17 protein-coding genes are annotated in these 15962 nt (G+C 72.0%); 6 read left to right on the forward strand and 11 right to left on the reverse strand.

What is annotated here, in order from left to right; all coding sequences use genetic code 11:
• Window positions 1–29 precede the first annotated feature (29 nt).
• The 6 genes from ACULK4_RS05615 (at window position 30) to ACULK4_RS05640 (ending at window position 5907) form a co-directional block, all read left to right on the forward strand.
• Window positions 30–1019 carry a Gfo/Idh/MocA family protein gene (locus ACULK4_RS05615; RefSeq protein WP_445965640.1) on the forward strand — a complete coding sequence of 330 codons (990 nt, stop codon included), beginning with the start codon at window positions 30–32 and terminating at the stop codon, window positions 1017–1019.
• A gap of 14 nt (window positions 1020–1033) precedes the next feature.
• Window positions 1034–2236: a M20/M25/M40 family metallo-hydrolase gene (locus ACULK4_RS05620; protein ID WP_445965639.1), complete on the forward strand. Its 1203-nt coding sequence runs from the start codon at window positions 1034–1036 to the stop codon at window positions 2234–2236.
• Window positions 2237–2278: 42 nt separating this feature from the next.
• Complete coding sequence (locus tag ACULK4_RS05625; RefSeq protein WP_445965638.1) at window positions 2279–3796, forward strand: D-alanyl-D-alanine carboxypeptidase/D-alanyl-D-alanine-endopeptidase; 1518 nt, start codon at window positions 2279–2281, stop codon at window positions 3794–3796.
• A 142-nt stretch (window positions 3797–3938) separates the two neighbouring features.
• On the forward strand, window positions 3939–4556 hold the full coding sequence (locus ACULK4_RS05630) for an isochorismatase family protein (RefSeq protein ID WP_445965637.1): 618 nt from the start codon (window positions 3939–3941) through the stop codon (window positions 4554–4556).
• Entirely contained in the window at window positions 4553–5326 is a 774-nt protein-coding gene (locus ACULK4_RS05635; protein ID WP_445965636.1) for an alpha/beta fold hydrolase, read from the forward strand. Before ACULK4_RS05630 ends, ACULK4_RS05635 begins: the two co-directional genes overlap by 4 nt.
• A 26-nt stretch (window positions 5327–5352) precedes the next feature.
• The gene (locus ACULK4_RS05640; protein ID WP_445965635.1) at window positions 5353–5907 is read left to right on the forward strand and encodes a MarR family winged helix-turn-helix transcriptional regulator; all 555 of its coding nucleotides are present in this window, start codon (window positions 5353–5355) and stop codon (window positions 5905–5907) included.
• A gap of 56 nt (window positions 5908–5963) precedes the next feature.
• Here ACULK4_RS05640 and ACULK4_RS05645 read toward each other — a convergent pair whose 3' ends face one another.
• From ACULK4_RS05645 to hpaH, 11 genes are all read right to left on the reverse strand, one after another.
• Entirely contained in the window at window positions 5964–6128 is a 165-nt protein-coding gene (locus ACULK4_RS05645; RefSeq protein WP_445965634.1) for a hypothetical protein, read from the reverse strand.
• A 117-nt stretch (window positions 6129–6245) separates the two neighbouring features.
• Window positions 6246–6497 carry a hypothetical protein gene (locus ACULK4_RS05650; RefSeq protein ID WP_445965633.1) on the reverse strand — a complete coding sequence of 84 codons (252 nt, stop codon included), beginning with the start codon at window positions 6495–6497 and terminating at the stop codon, window positions 6246–6248.
• Window positions 6498–6696: 199 nt separating this feature from the next.
• Window positions 6697–7575 carry a glycosyltransferase family 2 protein gene (locus ACULK4_RS05655; RefSeq protein WP_445965632.1) on the reverse strand — a complete coding sequence of 293 codons (879 nt, stop codon included), beginning with the start codon at window positions 7573–7575 and terminating at the stop codon, window positions 6697–6699.
• Entirely contained in the window at window positions 7572–8738 is a 1167-nt protein-coding gene (locus ACULK4_RS05660; RefSeq protein WP_501043361.1) for an FAD-dependent oxidoreductase, read from the reverse strand. The genes ACULK4_RS05655 and ACULK4_RS05660 overlap by 4 nt, the downstream gene beginning before the upstream one ends.
• A 35-nt stretch (window positions 8739–8773) precedes the next feature.
• Window positions 8774–9193, reverse strand: coding sequence for a sugar 3,4-ketoisomerase (locus tag ACULK4_RS05665; protein WP_445965630.1), 420 nt, complete (start codon window positions 9191–9193; stop codon window positions 8774–8776).
• Between the two features lie 33 nt (window positions 9194–9226).
• Window positions 9227–10393, reverse strand: a complete 1167-nt coding sequence (hpaD, locus tag ACULK4_RS05670; protein ID WP_445965629.1) for a 3,4-dihydroxyphenylacetate 2,3-dioxygenase — start codon at window positions 10391–10393, stop codon at window positions 9227–9229.
• A gap of 46 nt (window positions 10394–10439) precedes the next feature.
• On the reverse strand, window positions 10440–11975 hold the full coding sequence (hpaE, locus tag ACULK4_RS05675) for a 5-carboxymethyl-2-hydroxymuconate semialdehyde dehydrogenase (RefSeq protein WP_445965628.1): 1536 nt from the start codon (window positions 11973–11975) through the stop codon (window positions 10440–10442).
• A complete protein-coding gene (locus tag ACULK4_RS05680; protein WP_445965627.1) occupies window positions 11972–12733 on the reverse strand; it encodes a GntR family transcriptional regulator in 762 nt (253 codons plus the stop codon). The genes hpaE and ACULK4_RS05680 overlap by 4 nt, the downstream gene beginning before the upstream one ends.
• Entirely contained in the window at window positions 12730–14253 is a 1524-nt protein-coding gene (locus ACULK4_RS05685; RefSeq protein ID WP_445965626.1) for a fumarylacetoacetate hydrolase family protein, read from the reverse strand. The genes ACULK4_RS05680 and ACULK4_RS05685 overlap by 4 nt, the downstream gene beginning before the upstream one ends.
• A gap of 65 nt (window positions 14254–14318) precedes the next feature.
• Complete coding sequence (locus ACULK4_RS05690) at window positions 14319–15137, reverse strand: HpcH/HpaI aldolase family protein (RefSeq protein WP_445965625.1); 819 nt, start codon at window positions 15135–15137, stop codon at window positions 14319–14321.
• Window positions 15122–15907 (reverse strand): 2-oxo-hept-4-ene-1,7-dioate hydratase, encoded by a 786-nt coding sequence (hpaH, locus tag ACULK4_RS05695; protein WP_445965624.1) that lies wholly within the window; start codon window positions 15905–15907, stop codon window positions 15122–15124. Before hpaH ends, ACULK4_RS05690 begins: the two co-directional genes overlap by 16 nt.
• Window positions 15908–15962: the final 55 nt, after the last annotated feature.

A 15962-nucleotide genomic window follows, 5' to 3' on the forward strand; every position in this document is an offset into this window, starting at 1 on the left:
CGGGCGGCGCCGCCGCTAGGCTGGCGCGCATGACTGACGGACTGCGCTGGGGCATTCTCGCGACGGGCGGCATCGCCCGCCTCTTCACCAACGACCTGCGGCTCAACGGCTTCGACGTGCGCGCCGCCGGCTCGCGCTCGCTCGAGTCGGCCGAGTCGTTCGCGAGCGACTTCGACATCCCGACCGCCTATGGCAGCTACGACGAACTCGTCGCCGACCCCGACGTCGACGTCGTCTACGTCGCCACGCCGCATCCGTGGCACGCCGAGACCGCGCTGCTCGCGATCGAGGCGGGCAAGCACGTGCTCGTCGAGAAGCCGTTCACCCTGACCCAGGGCGAGGCGCGCATGGTGGCGGATGCCGCGCGCGAACGGGGCGTGCTCGTGCTCGAGGCGATGTGGACGCGCTACCTGCCCCACATGGTGCGCATTCGCGAGATCATCGAGGCGGGAACGCTCGGCGACGTCCGGAGCCTCATCGCCGACCACACGCAGAAGCTCCCCGACGACCCCGCGCACCGGCTCAACGCGCTCGAGCTCGGCGGCGGCGCGCTGCTCGACCTCGGCATCTACCCGGTCTCGTTCGCGTGGGACCTCTTCGGGGACCCGACGTCGATCCAGTCGACGGCCGTGTTCCGCTCGACCGGCGCCGACGCGCAGGTCGCCGTGCAGTTCGGCTACGAGGACGGCCGCATCGCATCGACGTTCTCGGCGAGCGACGTGAAGGGCCCGAACAGCGCGACCGTGCTCGGCACCGACGCGCGCATCGACATCGACCCCGTCTGGTACTCGGCGACGTCCTTCCGCGTCGTCGCCCACGACGGTCACGTGCTCGAGGAGTTCCGCTCGGACGTCGATGGCCGGGGCATGCACTTCCAGGCCGCCGCACTCGAGCGGCTCGTCGCCGAGGGCCGGCTCGACGGCGGCGACGTGCTCTCGACCGAGGAGTCCGTCGGGATCATGGGCACGCTCGACCGGATCCGCGCGGAGATCGGACTGCGCTACCCCGGCGAGGACTGAGCAGCCAGAGCGCGATGATCCCGAAGACCCCTGACGACGTCGTCGCGCTCACCCGGCGGCTCGTCGCGATCGACGCCGCCAATCCGTCGCTCGTGTCCGGCGGCGCGGGCGAGCGCGAGATCGCCGAGTTCATCGCGGCGTGGCTCGCCGCGCACGGCATCGACGTCCGACTCGTCGGCGCGGACCCGGCGCGCCCGAGCGTGCTCGCCCGTCGGCGCGGCACCGGCGGCGGTCGCACGTTGCTCCTCGCCGGGCACCTCGACACGGTCGGCGGCCGCGGCACAATCGCAGGCGCCGGCACCGGTGACGGCGGCGAAACGGATGCCGCGGCCGACGTCGACCGCCTCGTCGGCCGCGGCGCCTACGACATGGCCGGCGGGCTGGCGGCGGCCATGGTGGCGGCGGCTGCGGCGCCGGACGACCTGGCCGGCGACCTCGTGCTCGCCTTCGCGGCCGACGAGGAGTTCGGCTCGGAGGGCATGGAGGAGCTCCTCGCCGCGATCGACGCCGACCCGGCGGTCATGGGATCCCCGCGACCCGACGGCGCGATCGTGCTCGAGCCGACCGACCTCGAGGTGACGCTCGCGCATCGCGGCTTCGCCTGGTATCGCGTCGAATACGAGGGCGTCGCGGCGCACGGGTCGCAGCCCGAGCTGGGCGTCGACGCGATCGACCGGGCCCTCGACGGGATGATCGCCCTGCGGGCGCTCGCCGCGGAGATCGGCGCCCGTCCGCGGCATCCGCTGCTCGGTACCGGGAGCGTGCGCGTCGCGACGATCGAGGGCGGAACGGATGCCGCCACCGTGGCGGACCGGTGCGTGCTGGTCGTCGAACGGCGCACGCTGCCGGGAGAGCCGGACCCGCGCCCCGAGCTCGAGCGCGTGCTCGCGGCATCGCGGCCCGCCCGCGTCGTGTCGCTCGTCGCACGTCCCGCGATGGAGGCCGCCCCCGACGCGCCGATCGTCCGCGCCGTGCTCGACGCCGTCGAACGGGTCACCGCGGCTCCGGCCGTCCGGCGAGGCGACCCGTGGTGGACCGACGCCGGACTCATCGCGAGCGCCGGCATCCCCGCCGTGCTCGTCGGCCCCGTCGGCGGCGGCGCCCACGCCGACGAGGAATGGGTGTCGGCGGCGTCGCTCGACACGCTCGTCCGCATCGTCGGGGACTCCGTCCCGGCGTTCTGCGGTCGGGCCGGGCATCCGCGCGCCGCAGGCTGAGGCCGGGGCGCTCCCGGTCCCCGCCCGGGTGGCATCCGTACAATGCCGCGGGTGAGTGACGAGACGGATGCCGCGCGGCCGGCCGGCACGGCGGGTGAACCCGCCCCCGCGACGGGGCGGCCGTCCGCCGGTGACGCCGGACCCCGTGGCATCCGCGGCCTGATCGCCCGGAACCGCGCCCTCGCCGCGGCAGCCGCTCTCGTGGCGGTCGCGCTCGCCGGAGGAGGCGCCGTCGCCCTCGGCACCGCACTCAGCGGCCCTCCCGCCCCCGCCCCCGCAGCGATGCCGACCGAGAGCGCGACGCCGAGGCCCACGCCGACCCCCACTCCCGTGACGGCGCCGCCCACCACCGAGCCGCCCGCGCGCGTGCGCACCTGCTCGGTCGCCGACCTCGCCGCCGACCCCAGGCTCGCCAACCTGCAGGCCCAGGTCATGAACGCCGGGACGGGCGAGGTGCTGTACGACCGCGGCGGCCTCACCGCATCGCGCACCGCGAGCGTCATGAAGGTCGTCACGGCCGCCGCCGCGCTCGCGGTGTTCTCGCCCGACGACCGATTCGCGACCCGCGTCGTCCGCGGCGCCGAGCCCGGCTCGGTCGTGCTCGTCGGCGGCGGCGACGTCACGCTGTCGCGCACTCCGAGCGGCAACGAGACCGCCTACCCGGGGGCGGCGCACCTCGACGAACTCGCACGCCAGGTGCGCGAGGCGTGGGCCGCCGACCCGTCGAACCCGCCGCTGACGAAGCTCGTGCTCGACAGCTCGCTCTTCGGCGGCGAGACCTGGCACGCCAGCTGGGACCCCGTGGTGCGCGGCGAGGGCTTCATGCCGCACATGACCGCGCTCATGGTCGACGGCGACCGCGACGACCCGTACGCGAACGTCTCGGCGCGCGGCACCGACCCCGTGGGTCGGGTCGGCGAGGCGTTCGCCGCGGCGCTCGGCGGCGTCGCGATCGTCGAACGCGGCACGGCGCCCGCCGGAGCCGTCGAGCTCGGCCGCGTCTGGTCGCCGACCGTCGCGCAGCTCGTCGACAAGTCGCTCGTCGTCTCCGACAACACGGTCGCCGAGATGCTCGCGCGCCTCGTCGCGATCGAGCTCGGCACCGGCAACGACTTCGCCGCGATCGACCCGGCGGTCCGGCAGGCGATCGCCGGGTACGGCATCGCGCGGGGCGGTATCCGCGTCGTCGACGGGTCGGGACTCTCACCCGAGAACACCGTGCCGCCGGCGTACTTCACCCGGCTGTTCGCGAAGGTCGACGCGCGCGAGGGCAACCTCGGCGTCATCCTCGACGGGCTGCCGGTCTCCGGAAGGACGGGTTCGTTGTCGTACGCCGACCGGTTCGCGGGCGACAACGCCGTCGCGCACGGCGCGGTGCTCGCGAAGACCGGCTGGATCACGACCGGCTACACGCTCTCCGGCATCATCCGCGCACAGGACGGCACCACGCTCACCTTCGCGATCTACGCGCTCGGCGACGTCACCGCCGCCGCCAAGCAGGCGATCGACACGCTCGCCACCGGGTTCTACCGGTGCGGCGACGAGCTCGCGGACGACTGAGGCGCCCGCGGCCGCGAATCCGGGACGATCCACGCGGTCGGACGGGATCCATGTGACGGACGGCCCGAGCGCGGCATCCGTCGACCCGACAGAATGGAAGCGGCGAACACGCCACCAGACCCGAGGAGCGAAGGAGCCGGTCATGAGTCGGGCCCTGTTCATCATCGACGTGCAGAACGACTTCACCGAGGGGGGCGCACTCGGCGTCGACGGGGGTGCCGCGGTGGCCGCGGGCATCACCGAGTACCTCGCCGATCACCGCGACGACTATTCGCTCGTCGTGGCCTCCCGCGACTGGCACGACCCCGACAACGACAACGGCGGCCACTTCGCCACGGACGCCGAACCCGACTTCGCGACGACGTGGCCGAAGCACTGCATGGCCGGTACCCCGGGCGCCGAGTACCACCCCGCGCTCGATACCTCGCCGGTCGACGTGCACATCCGCAAGGGCCAGGGTGTGCCCGCGTACTCGATCTTCGAGGGCACGGATGACACCGGCGCGTCGATCACCGAGCTCCTCACCCGACACGGCATCACCGACGTCGACGTCGTCGGCATCGCGACCGACCACTGCGTGCGGGCCTCGGCGCTCGACGCGCTCGAGCACGGCCAGCACGTGCGCGTCCTCAGCGATCTCATCGCGGGCGTCGCGGCCGAGACGTCGGAGGCCGCGCTGGCCGAGCTCGGCCACGCGGGCGCCGCGATCATCGCGTCCGGCGAGGCGTCCGGTGCCGACGAGGCGGGAGACGGCGCGTGAGCCCGGCCGACTCGCCAGTGCCAGCGCTGCACGCCGAGGCGCCCGACGGCGTGCTCGTCGCGTACCGGGTGCACGGCGACGTCGGAGCGGATGCGGCCGGGCCGCCGGTGCTGCTCGTGCACGGCTTCGCGTCCGACTCGGTCGTCACGTGGGAGGGCACCGGCTGGGTGGGCGCGCTGCGCGACGCCGGCCGCGCGGTCGTCACCACGGATCTCCGAGGCCACGGCGAGAGCGACAAGCCCGCCGACGCCGACTCGTACGCACCCGATCGGCTGGGCGCCGACCTCGTCGCCGTGCTCGACTCGGCCGGCGTGCGACAGGCCGACGTGGTCGCCTACTCGATGGGCAACCGCGTGGTCTCGGCCCTGTGCGAGCTGGCTCCCGAGCGGGTGCGCAGGGTCGTCGTCGGCGGTGCGGGGCCGTCGGAGCTCTTCGCGACGTGGGACCTCGACGAGGTGCGGGCCTACCTGATGGACGGCGTCCCGCCGCGCAACCCGGTCATCGCCCAGGTGCTCGCGCCGGCGATCCGCGCCGGCGCCGACCGGGAGGCGCTGCTCGCATGCACGGCGGGCGTCGCGGGTGCGCCGCTGGCGATCCCGGGCGGCATCCCCGTACTGTTCGTCGCCGGCGAGGACGACCCGGTGCCGGCGGGGGTCCAGCAGCTCGCCCTGGACTGGGGCAGCGACCTGGTCACGATCCCCGGGCGCGACCACGTGTCGACGCTCACGGCGCGCGCGTTCAAGGACGCCGCCGTTGCGTTCCTCGCCTGAGGCGTCAATCTGACTAGGGTGTCAGGGTGTCCAGCTCTTCCACCGGCTTCGAATCGAGCGGCTACTGGTACCGGCCCGACGCGACACGCATCGGCAGCGTCGACGTGCTGAACCTGCTGCGGCGCTACCGTTCCGCGGACCAGGAGATGCGACGCCGGACCCGCGACTCGATGGGCATGGGGGAGACCGACCTCCTGGCGTTGCGGTACGTCCTGCGCGCCGAGCGCGAGGGCGAGGTGTTCACGCCGGGCATGCTCGCCAAGCGGATCGGGATCTCCACCGCTTCGACCACGGTGCTGATCGACCGGCTCGAGCGCAGCGGACATCTCGCCCGCCGTCCGCATCCGAGCGACCGGCGCTCGGTCGTCGTCGTGAGCACGACCGGGAGCGACGCCGAGGTCCGCAAGACCCTCGGCCGGATGCACCGGAAGATGATCGACGTGGCCGATGCCCTGGAACCGCAGGAACTGGTCGCCGTCGCACGTTTCCTCGGCGGCATGATCGAGGCCGTCGAGGTCTCCGACGCCGGCGAGCACGTCGCGGCGCGTGAGACCGGCGACGTCCCTCGACGCACCGCCTAGGCAGGCGAACGGGCCGCCGCGTCGTCGCGACGGCCCGCAGGCGAGGTGGGTCCGTGTCAGACGCTCTTCCTGCCGGTCAGCATCCTGACGAGCCAGACGATCACGGCCAGCACGAGCAGGACGATGCCGACCCAGAGCAGGAACTGGAGCGACTCCACCAGCCCGCCCGTGAAGAGCAGGATGACGGCGATGATGGCGACGATGATGAGGAGGATGTTCACGGTAGTGCCTTTCGTTCGGCGATGATGCCGCTCGCATGCGGCGATCTGGGGGATGGGGATGTCGCTGGGTGGGCGACCCTGCCCGTTCGCGTCGGCGGCCGGCGTGGAAGCCCGGCGTCATGCAGCAGTGGTGGGTTCCTCGGTGGCTTCGCGGCTCGATTCGAGGGCCTCGACGAGGCCGTCTTCGAGTTCGGCGGGGACGGCGTAGAGTGCGCCACCCGTGATCGCATCGTGCTCGATCATCGCGGCCGTGTGGATCTCGACGCGCGAGAGGTGCGGGAAGCGTACGAGCATGCGATCGAGCAGGTGCTCGAAGTCGATGAGTTCGCGGCCTCCGGCGATGCCGATCACGCCGTCCGTGCTGTCCATTGCTGCTCACTGTAGCCGACGGCGCTGCGGAGACCCGGAGGGCCGCGGCCCCCCGGGGTCATCCCCCCATGCGTGATCGCCCGCAGTGCGGTCGTTCCCTTGTCCGCGATCACAGGAATACAAGACCACACATGTAGTTAGATCGTCTAGCCATTCCGGGGTGCGTCGCGATGCGGTACCCTTCGGGCCCGCCGCCGGTTCACAGGCCGAGTCGTCGCAGCATCCGCTTCACGCCGCCCGGCAGACGCCGGCCGAGGACCCGCCGGCGCAGGTGACCGGACAGGAGCGCCTTCCGCACTGGAGTGAGACGACTCCGGGCGATCTCGGCGATGCCCGCCCGCTGCAGGGCGAGCCGCTGCACCGCGTCGTGGGGCCAGCGCTTCGACAGGCTGCCCTTCGTGTAGTACTTCGTGCACAGCACCTCGGGGACGCGGACGAATTCACCGACGAGCGCGAGCCCGAGGAGCCAGGTCCAGTCGGCCGAGTACTCTCCCTGCTCGTTCGGGTGGATGCCGCCGACCTCCGCGAAGCTCGTCGCACGGAAGAGGCCCCGGTTGGGCACCCACCAGAAGCTCGGGCGGCGCACCATGACGCGGCCCCGCTCCATCGCCGAGGCGAGTCCCTCGAGCTCGTCGAAGACGTGCAGCTCAACGCTGCCGTCGAGTTCGTGGACCTCCATGTCGCTGAACGCCAGTACGGCCCGATCGTTGCCTCGAAGCGCGCCGACGAGCCGCTCCACGTAGGTCGGCGCGACGACGTCGTCGTGGAAGGCGAAGAACATCAGTTCGCCTCGCGCGTTGGCCATGAGGTCGTTGGAGTTGCGCAGCCACCCGAGGTTGGCGTCGCGCTCCAGGATCCGGGTGTTCGGATGTCGCTCGGCGAAGCGGCGCACGACTGCGAGCGTGTCGTCGGTCGAACAGTCGTCGCCGATGAGGATCTCGAGATGGGGCCACGTCTGCGCGGCCAGGCTGTCGAGGGTGCGCAGGATGAACTCGGCGCCGTTGTAGGTGGGCACCATGGCGGTGACGAGCGGGGTCCACGCCGTGGCATCCGACTGTGCGCGGTCAGCCCCCGTCATCCGGCGATCTCGTTCGCGAGTTCGTGCGCGAGCCACGGCGCAGTCGAGTACTTCCCAGTGTCGACGGAGTGGTACGAGCCCCGGCGCTCAACGCCGTAGCGGTCGCGGCGGTGCAGGCCCGAGCGGGGGTCGTCGAGCGCGCCTGCGCCGCGGGCGAACACGAAGCCGCCGTGCACGACGACCGATTCGGCGTCGTCGAACACGGCGCCGAGTCCCGGCATGATCGGCTCGAGTGCGGCGCGCACGCGGGCGACGAACGCGTCGGCGTCGGGTCCGGTCGGGGTCGCGGGGGCGTCGAGCTCGAGCTCGCCGCCCTCGGCCACGAGCCCGACCGGGTACCACGAGACGTAGAAGTCGCGGCGGTTGTAGTTCTTGACGTCGCCGAACGGACCGACGGCGACCAGCGCGCTCGGCAGGCGCTGCTCGGACCGGGTGCGGACGAAGACGCAGTGGCGGTACCGGTGCGTCCACGGCGGCTCGGGCGCGAGCCCGGCCGTCACGTCGATGGCCAGCCGGCCGTTCCACAGGGCGTTCACGACGAGGTCGAACTCCTCGCCGTCGCCCTCGGTGGTGCGCACCCTCCACCGGTCGGCCCGCGACTCGCTCGGCTGCACGGCCGCGACCGTCGCGCCCATCCGGAGCGCCACGCCCGTCGTCGCGGCGAGGGCCGCTGCGAGTCGATCCGCGACCCACCGGGTCTCCACCGACCGCTCCGGAACCCGGAATCCCGCCACGATGCCGGCTCCGCCGAGCTCCCGCAGTTCGGAGGGGGCGATCTCGTCGGTGCGCGCGTCCGAGACGTCGACGAGGTAGCGTGCCGCGTCCGGATGCTCCCGGATGAGTTCGCCGACCTGATCGAACCGCGCACGGAGCGCTTCAGGGCCGACCACCGATCTCCGGTGCACGAGGTAGATGTCGTCCTCGGTCGTCACGTGGCCGGCGAGGTCCTCGTCGATGAGGTCCCGCAGTCGATCGGCGAACTGCAGTCCGCCGGTCAGCAGGTGCCGGGCGGTCGCGAGCGTGGGATCGGCGCCGTAGATGTAGCCGAGGTGGATCTTGCCCTCGTTCCAGCGACTGGCGGCCATCATCGGCGCAGGCTCGCGGTCGTACACGGTCACGTCGACGCCACGCCGGGCGAGGTGGATCGCCGTGGCGGCGCCCATGATGCCGGCTCCGAGGACCGCGGCCCGACGTCGGCTCACGACGTCCGTCCGGCGACGTCCGGACGCTCGTGCGCGTACTCGCTCGCCTCGTACGGGCCGTCGGCGAAGACCACGAGCGTCGCGTGGCCCTCCGGATAGGTCTGCTGCGCCCATACCCCCGGCTCGATCAGGATGGCCGGGCACGACTCGTCGAGCGTGACATGGGCGCGATCGCCGCCGTGGAGCACCTCGACCTCGATGGTCCCGCTCGCGCGGAAGAGCACCTGGCGCACGCGGCGATGGGCGTGGCCGCCGCGGACGGCGCCGCGCGGCGCGTTCACCACGAACGCTCGTGCGGCGCTGAACCCGACGTCGTCGAAGCTCAGCGGAACGAGCGAACCCCGCTCGTCATCGAAGCGGTCGAGTTCGAGGATGCGGACCATCCCGTTGAGCAGGGCGGTTCGTTCGGCCGGCATGCACCGACTGTAGCCGGTGCATGCCGTCGAAGGTCAGAGCTGGTTGCCGAGCTTGTACTCGCCCTGCTTCCACTCGGGCATCGAGGCGTCGCCCTCGTCGGGGCGCGTGTACGAGAAGCCGTCGGCGCCGATCGTCACGGCCATCTCGCTCGCGTCGGTGCGGGCGACGACCTCCTTCGGGTTCCCGTCGAGGTCCAGGACCAGCGAGGCATCCGTGTACCAGCTCGGCACGACCGGGTTGCCCCACCAGTCGCGGCGCTGGTTGTCGTGCACGTCCCAAGTCACGACGGGGTTGTCGGGGTCGCCCGTGTAGTAGTCCTGCGTGTAGATCTCGACGCGGTGGCCGTCGGGGTCGCGCAGGTAGAGGTAGAACGCGTTCGAGACGCCGTGGCGTCCGGGTCCGCGCTCGATCGCGTCCGACATCCGCAGCGCGCCGAGCTTGTCGCAGATCGCGAGGATGTTGTGCTTCTCGTGCGTCGAGAACGCGACGTGGTGCATGCGGGGGCCGTCGCCGCCGGTCATGGCGGTGTCGTGCACGGTGGGCTTGCGTCGCATCCACGCGGCGTACACCGTGCCCTCGTCGTCCTGGATGTCCTCGGTCACGCGGAACCCGAGGTCCTGCATGAACGCCACCGCGCGCGGCACGTCGGGCGTGACCTGGTTGAAGTGGTCGAGGCGCACCAGCGCGCCGGGCGTGTAGAGGTCGTACCGCCAGGCGAGGCGCTCGACGTGCTCGACGTCGTGGAAGAACTCGTACGGGAATCCGAGCGGGTCCTCGACGCGCACCGAGTCGCCGATGCCCTTGGTGAAGCCCTCGGAGCGACGCTCGACGCGGCAGCCGAGCTCGGTGTAGAAGGCCACGGCCCTGTCGAGGTCCTCGGGGGTGCGCACGCGGTACGAGAACGCGGCGACCGCGGCGACCGGACCCTTGCGCAGTACGAGGTTGTGGTGGATGAACTCCTCGAGCGAGCGCAGGTAGACCGTGTCCTCGGTCTCCTCGGTGACGACGAGGTCGAGCACGTCGACGTAGAACCTCCGGCTCGCCTCGAGGTCGGTGACCACGAGCTCCATGTAGGCGCAGCGCAGGATGTCGGGGGCCGGCGCCGACGGCGTCGGGATCGGGTCGTCGGTGTGGATCGGGGCCTCCTGGCTCACGTAGAAGCCGGAGGAGGTGAGGGTCTTGTCGTCGTGGTTGGTCATGTCAGCGTCCTTGCTCGCAAATCAACGGTGGTGAACGGATGCCGCGTCAGCGCGGGTCCGGGTCGTCGAGGTCGGTCTCGTCGTGGTGCTCCTGCTTGCCGAACGTCGGGTTGTGCACCGCGCCGAGCGTGATGTGCACCGCCTGCTGGTCGGTGTAGAAGTCGATCGAGCGGTAGCCGCCCTCGTGGCCGAGGCCCGAGGCCTTCACGCCGCCGAACGGCGTGCGCAGGTCTCGCACGTTGTTCGAGTTCAGCCAGACCATGCCGGCCTCGACCGCCTGCGAGAAGTTGTGCGCGCGCTTGAGGTCGTTGGTCCAGATGTAGGCGGCGAGGCCGTACTTCACGCCGTTGGCGAGCTCGAGCGCCTCCTCGTCGGAGTCGAAGGGCGTGATCGCGACCACGGGCCCGAAGATCTCCTCCTGGAAGATCCGGGCGTCCCTCGGCACGTCGGCGAAGACCGTCGGGGCGACGTAGTTGCCCGTGGGGAAGCCGTCCGGGCGGCCGCCGCCGGCGACGAGGCGGCCCTCGGTCCTGCCGATCTCGACGTAGCTCATGACCTTCTCGTAGTGCTCGGGGTGCACGAGCGCGCCGACCTCGGTCTTCGGGTCGTGCGGGTCGCCGACCACGACGCGCTTCGCCTGCGCAGCGTACTTCTCGACGAACTCGTCGTAGATCGCGCGCTCGACGAGGATGCGGCTGCCGGCGGTGCAGCGCTCGCCGTTCAGCGAGAACACGCCGAAGATCGTCGCGTCGACGGCCGCATCGAGGTCGGCGTCGGCGAAGACGACGGCCGGGCTCTTGCCGCCGAGCTCCATCGAAAGGCCCTTGAGGAAGGGCGCCGCGTTGCCGAAGATGATCTGCCCCGTGCGGCTCTCGCCCGTGAACGAGATGAGCGGCACGTCGGGGTGCTTGACGAGCGCGTCGCCCGCCTCCTCGCCGAGGCCGTTGACGAGGTTGAAGACGCCCTTCGGCAGTCCTGCCTCCTCGAAGATGCCCGCCCAGAGGGAGGCCGACAGCGGCGTGAATTCGGCGGGCTTCAGCACGACCGTGTTGCCGGTCGCGAGCGCCGGACCGAGCTTCCACGACTCGAGCATGAACGGCGTGTTCCACGGCGTGATGAGGCCCGCGACGCCGATCGGCTTGCGGTTGACGTAGTTGATCTGGCGACCGGGCACCTTGTACGTGTCGTCGGCCTGCGCGACGATCAGGTCGGCGAAGAACCGGAAGTTCTCGGCCGCGCGACGCGCCTGGCCGAGCGCCTGGGTGATCGGGAGGCCCGAGTCGAACGATTCGAGCTCGGCGAGCTGCGCGTCGCGCGACTCGACGAGGTCGGCGATGCGGTGCAGCACGCGCGAGCGCTCGCGCGGCAGCATCCGCGGCCACGGGCCCTCGCGGAACGCGCGCGCGGCGGCCTCGACGGCGCGTTCGATGTCGGCCTTCTGACCGGCCGCCGCCTGCACGTAGGTCTCGTTCGAGACCGGGTCGAGCACGTCGAACGTCTCGCCGCCGATCGAGTCGACGAACTCGCCGTCGATGTAGTGGCGGATGCGGTCGGGCAGCCCCTCGGGGATGTGGTGGTTCATGCGGTCCTGGCCTCCAGGTTCGAAGCGGATGCCGCGGCGTCGGCGCCGGGCTGGGAAACGGGTGTGTTCGTGGCGGGCGCGGATGCGGCATCCGTCGCCGGGTTCGCGTGCTCGGACTGGTAGGCGAGCACCGCGTCGAGCGTCGCCGTGCGGTGACGCCGGGCCGCGAGCTCGACGTCGAGCGGGTCGGCGCCCTGCTCGATGAGCTCGATGATGCGCTCGTGCTCCTCGACCGACTCGCGGGCGCGGCCGGGCACGAAGCTGAACGACGAGTCGCGCAGGACCTTCATGCGATTCCAGCCGCGGTGCACGAGGTCGAGGACGTGCGGGTTCGGGCAGGTCTCGAACAGGATCGAGTGGAACTCGCGGTTGAGCTCGGTGAATCGGTGGGGTTCGAAGTCGTCGAGCGTTCGACGCATCCGTTCGTTGACCTCGCGCGCGCGCCGCAGCTGCTCGGGGGTCGTCGACCCCGCCGACAGGCCCGTCGCGTAGCCCTCGACCAGGGCGAGCGTCTGCATCGTGTGGAGGTACTCGGTCGGCTTGAGGAGCGCGACCTGGGCTCCCACGTTGCGCTCGAACGTCACGAGGCCCTCGGCCTCGAGACGGCGGACGGCCTCGCGCACGGGCACGACCGACATGTCGAGCTCGGAGGCGATCTGCGCGAGCACGAGCCGATAGCCCGGCACGTAGCGGCCGTCGTCGATGCGCTCCCTGAGGAAGCGGTAGGCGCGCTGCGACTTGCCCTCGGCGGCGCTCATCGGTCGCCCGCCTCTCGCTCGTATCGCGACCGCCACTCGCGGTCCATCGGGAAGAGGCCGTCGACGGGTTCGCCCTCGGCCACGCGCTCGGCCACCCATGCGTCCGCGGCGTCCTGCGCTGCAGCCTCCTCGGCGACCTCGGCGACGAGGTGCGGCGGGATCACGATGACGCCGTCGCCGTCACCCACGATCACGTCGCCCGGCTGCACGGCGGCGCCGCCGCACGCGATCGTGACGTCGGTCTCCCACGGCACGTGGCGGCGGCCGAGCACGCTCGGGTGCGGCCCTTGCGAGAAGACCGGGATGCCGATCTCGGCGACCGCGTCGAAGTCGCGCACGCCGCCGTCGGTCACGATGCCGGCCGCGCCGCGCACCTTCGCCCGCAGTGCGAGCACGTCGCCGACCGTGCCGGTGCCGCGCTCGCCGCGGGCGTCGACGACGAGCACCTCGCCCGCGCCGACCGTGTCGAACGCGCGCTTCTGGGCGTTGTAGCCGCCGCCGCGCTCGGCGAACAGGTCGGGGCGGGCGGGGATGAAGCGGAGCGTGCGGGCGCGCCCGACGAGGCGGTCGCCAGGGTGGTTCGCGCGCACGCCCTCGATGAAGACGTCGTGGTAGCCGCGCTTGCGGAGCGCGACGGAGAGCGTGGCGACGGCGACCGAGGAGAGCTGCGCGCGCAGCTCGTCGGTGAGCTCGAACGCGTCTGCGGGTCGGGAAGGCGCGTCAGCGCCGTCTCGGGACCCGGCGTCGAGCGCCGTCGCGCGCCCGGCCGCGACCGCGGCGGAGTGCTCGGCCTCGGAGCCCCACGCCTCGACTCGCTGCAGGTCGTCGACGGCGGGCTTCGTGCCGAAGTCGCCGAACGGGACGGTGCCCTCGGTGATGCGCGTGACGAGCCGTCCCGTGGTGGGGGAGCCCGCGGCATCCGGCGCGTCGACCTCGACCTCGACCACGTCGCCCGGCAGCACGACCGACGAGCCGGCGGGCGTGCCCGTGAGGATCACGTCACCCGTCTCGAGGGTCATCAGCTGCGATAGGTCGGCGACGAGCTGCCCGAAGGGGAACAGGAGCGTGTCGCTCGTGTCCTCCTGCACGAGCTCGCCGTTGACCCAGGTGCGCACGCGCAGGCCGTCGGGTGCGACGTCGGCGGCCGGGATGAGCGCGGGGCCGAGCGGCGTGAACCCGTCGCCGCCCTTCGAGCGCACGTTCGACCCCTTGTCGGCGGCGCGCAGGTCGTAGACGCCGAAGTCGTTCGCGGCCGTGACGGATGCCACGTGCCGCCAGCCGTCGGCGGGGGAGACCCGCCGGGCGGGCTCGCCGATGACGAGCGCGACCTCGCCCTCGAACGCCAGCAACTCGGTGCCGGCGGGCCGCTCGAGCGCACTGCCGCTCGCAGCGAGCGAACTCGCGGGCTTCAGGAAGTAGCTCGGCGTCGCCGGCGTGCGACCGCGCTGTGCCGCGCGGGAGGCGTAGTTGAGGTGCACGGCGATGATCTTGCCGGGGGTGGCGATGCCGTCGATGTGCATGTGAGCGTCCTCGTCTCGTGATATCTGAAATCATATACGATCAGGCCGATGCGGGCAAGCGGCGGTCAGTACGACGCGCGCGGCGCGGCATCCGTCGGCCTCGGCCCGCCGACGAACCGGTCGGCCAGCGACTCGGACGCGCGGGCGACGATCGCGACGTCGGCGCCGACGGCGACGAACGAGGCGCCCGCCTCGAGGTAGCGCTCGGCCTCCTCGGGCACGAACGCGTTGACGCCGGCGGGCTTGCCCGCCGCGCTCGCAGCGCGGAGTGCGGTGAGCACCGCCTCGACGACCTCCGGGTGCGAGGGCTCGCCGAGGCGGCCCATCGACGCGGCGAGGTCGGCCGGGCCGACGAAGATCGCGTCGACGCCGTCGACCGCCAGGATCTCGTCGACCGCGTCGACCGCGGCCGCCGACTCGACCTGCACCGTGAGGCTGATCGTCGACGAGGCGTCCTTCAGGTACGCGGGCACGCGGTTCCAGCGCGATGAGCGGGCGAGCGACGCGCCGACGCCGCGCACGCCGCCCGACGGGTAGCGGATGGCGCGCACGAGCTCCGCGGCCTGCTCCGCCGAGTCGACCATGGGAACGAGGAGGTTCTGCGCGCCGAGGTCGAGCACCTGCTTGATGACCACGGTGTCGCCGATCGGCACGCGCACGACCGGTGCGACGGGGTAGGCCGAGACGGCGTAGAGCTGCGCGAGGATCGACTCGAGCCCGTTGGGGGAGTGCTCGGCGTCGATGAGCACCCAGTCGACCCCGCTGCCCGCCGTGATCTCGGCCATGATCGGGCTGCCCGAGCAGACCCAGAGGCCCACCTGCGGGCGGTCGGCGCCGGCCAGGCGCGCGGCGAAGGTCTCGGGCAGGTTCATGCGAATCGGCACGTGATCGCCCCCAGGGGTCCGTAGTCGGCATGGACGGTGTCGCCGCGTTCGACCCACATCGGGCGGGTGAACGAGCCGGCGAGGATCATCTCGCCGGCCTCGAGCGACTGGCCGTGCTGGGCGAGCTTGTCGGCGAGCCACGCGACGCCCATGGCGGGGTGGCCGAGCACGGCTCCGGCGACACCCGACTCCTCGATCGTCTCGTTGCGGTAGAGGAGTGCGGACACCCACCGGAGGTCGACCGCGTCGACCTTCACGGGCGTGCCCCCGACGACCATGGCGCCCATCGCGGCGTTGTCGGAGATCGTGTCGACGATGGTCCGGCCCTGCAGCTCGATGTGCGAGTTCAGGATCTCGAGCGCGGGGACGACGTAGGCGGTCGCGTCGAGCACGTCGAAGATCGTGGTGCCGGGGCCCCGCAGCGGCCGGGCCAGCACGAACGCGAGCTCGACCTCGATGCGCACGTTCGAGAAGCGGTCGTACTCGATGACGGAGCCGGACTCATGGACCATGTCATCGAGGATCACGCCGTAGTCGGGCTCGGTGATGCCGGTGGCGACCTGCATGACCTTCGAGGTGAGGCCGATCTTGCGGCCGACCAGGCGCCTGCCGCCCGCGACCGCGCGTTCGGCCCAGAGGCGCTGGACGGCGTAGGCGTCCTCGACGGTCATCTCGGGGTTGCGGGCGGTGAGGAGCGGGACGATCGTCCGGTCCCGGTCGGCTGCAGCCAGTTCGTCGGCGATCTCCGCGATGCGCGCTGGGTCGAGCATGTCTCTCCACTTCGTCGTCGAGGGTCTGTGGCGATGCTACACGACCGTGATCACA

This window comes from Agromyces selenitireducens (genome assembly GCF_052748465.2).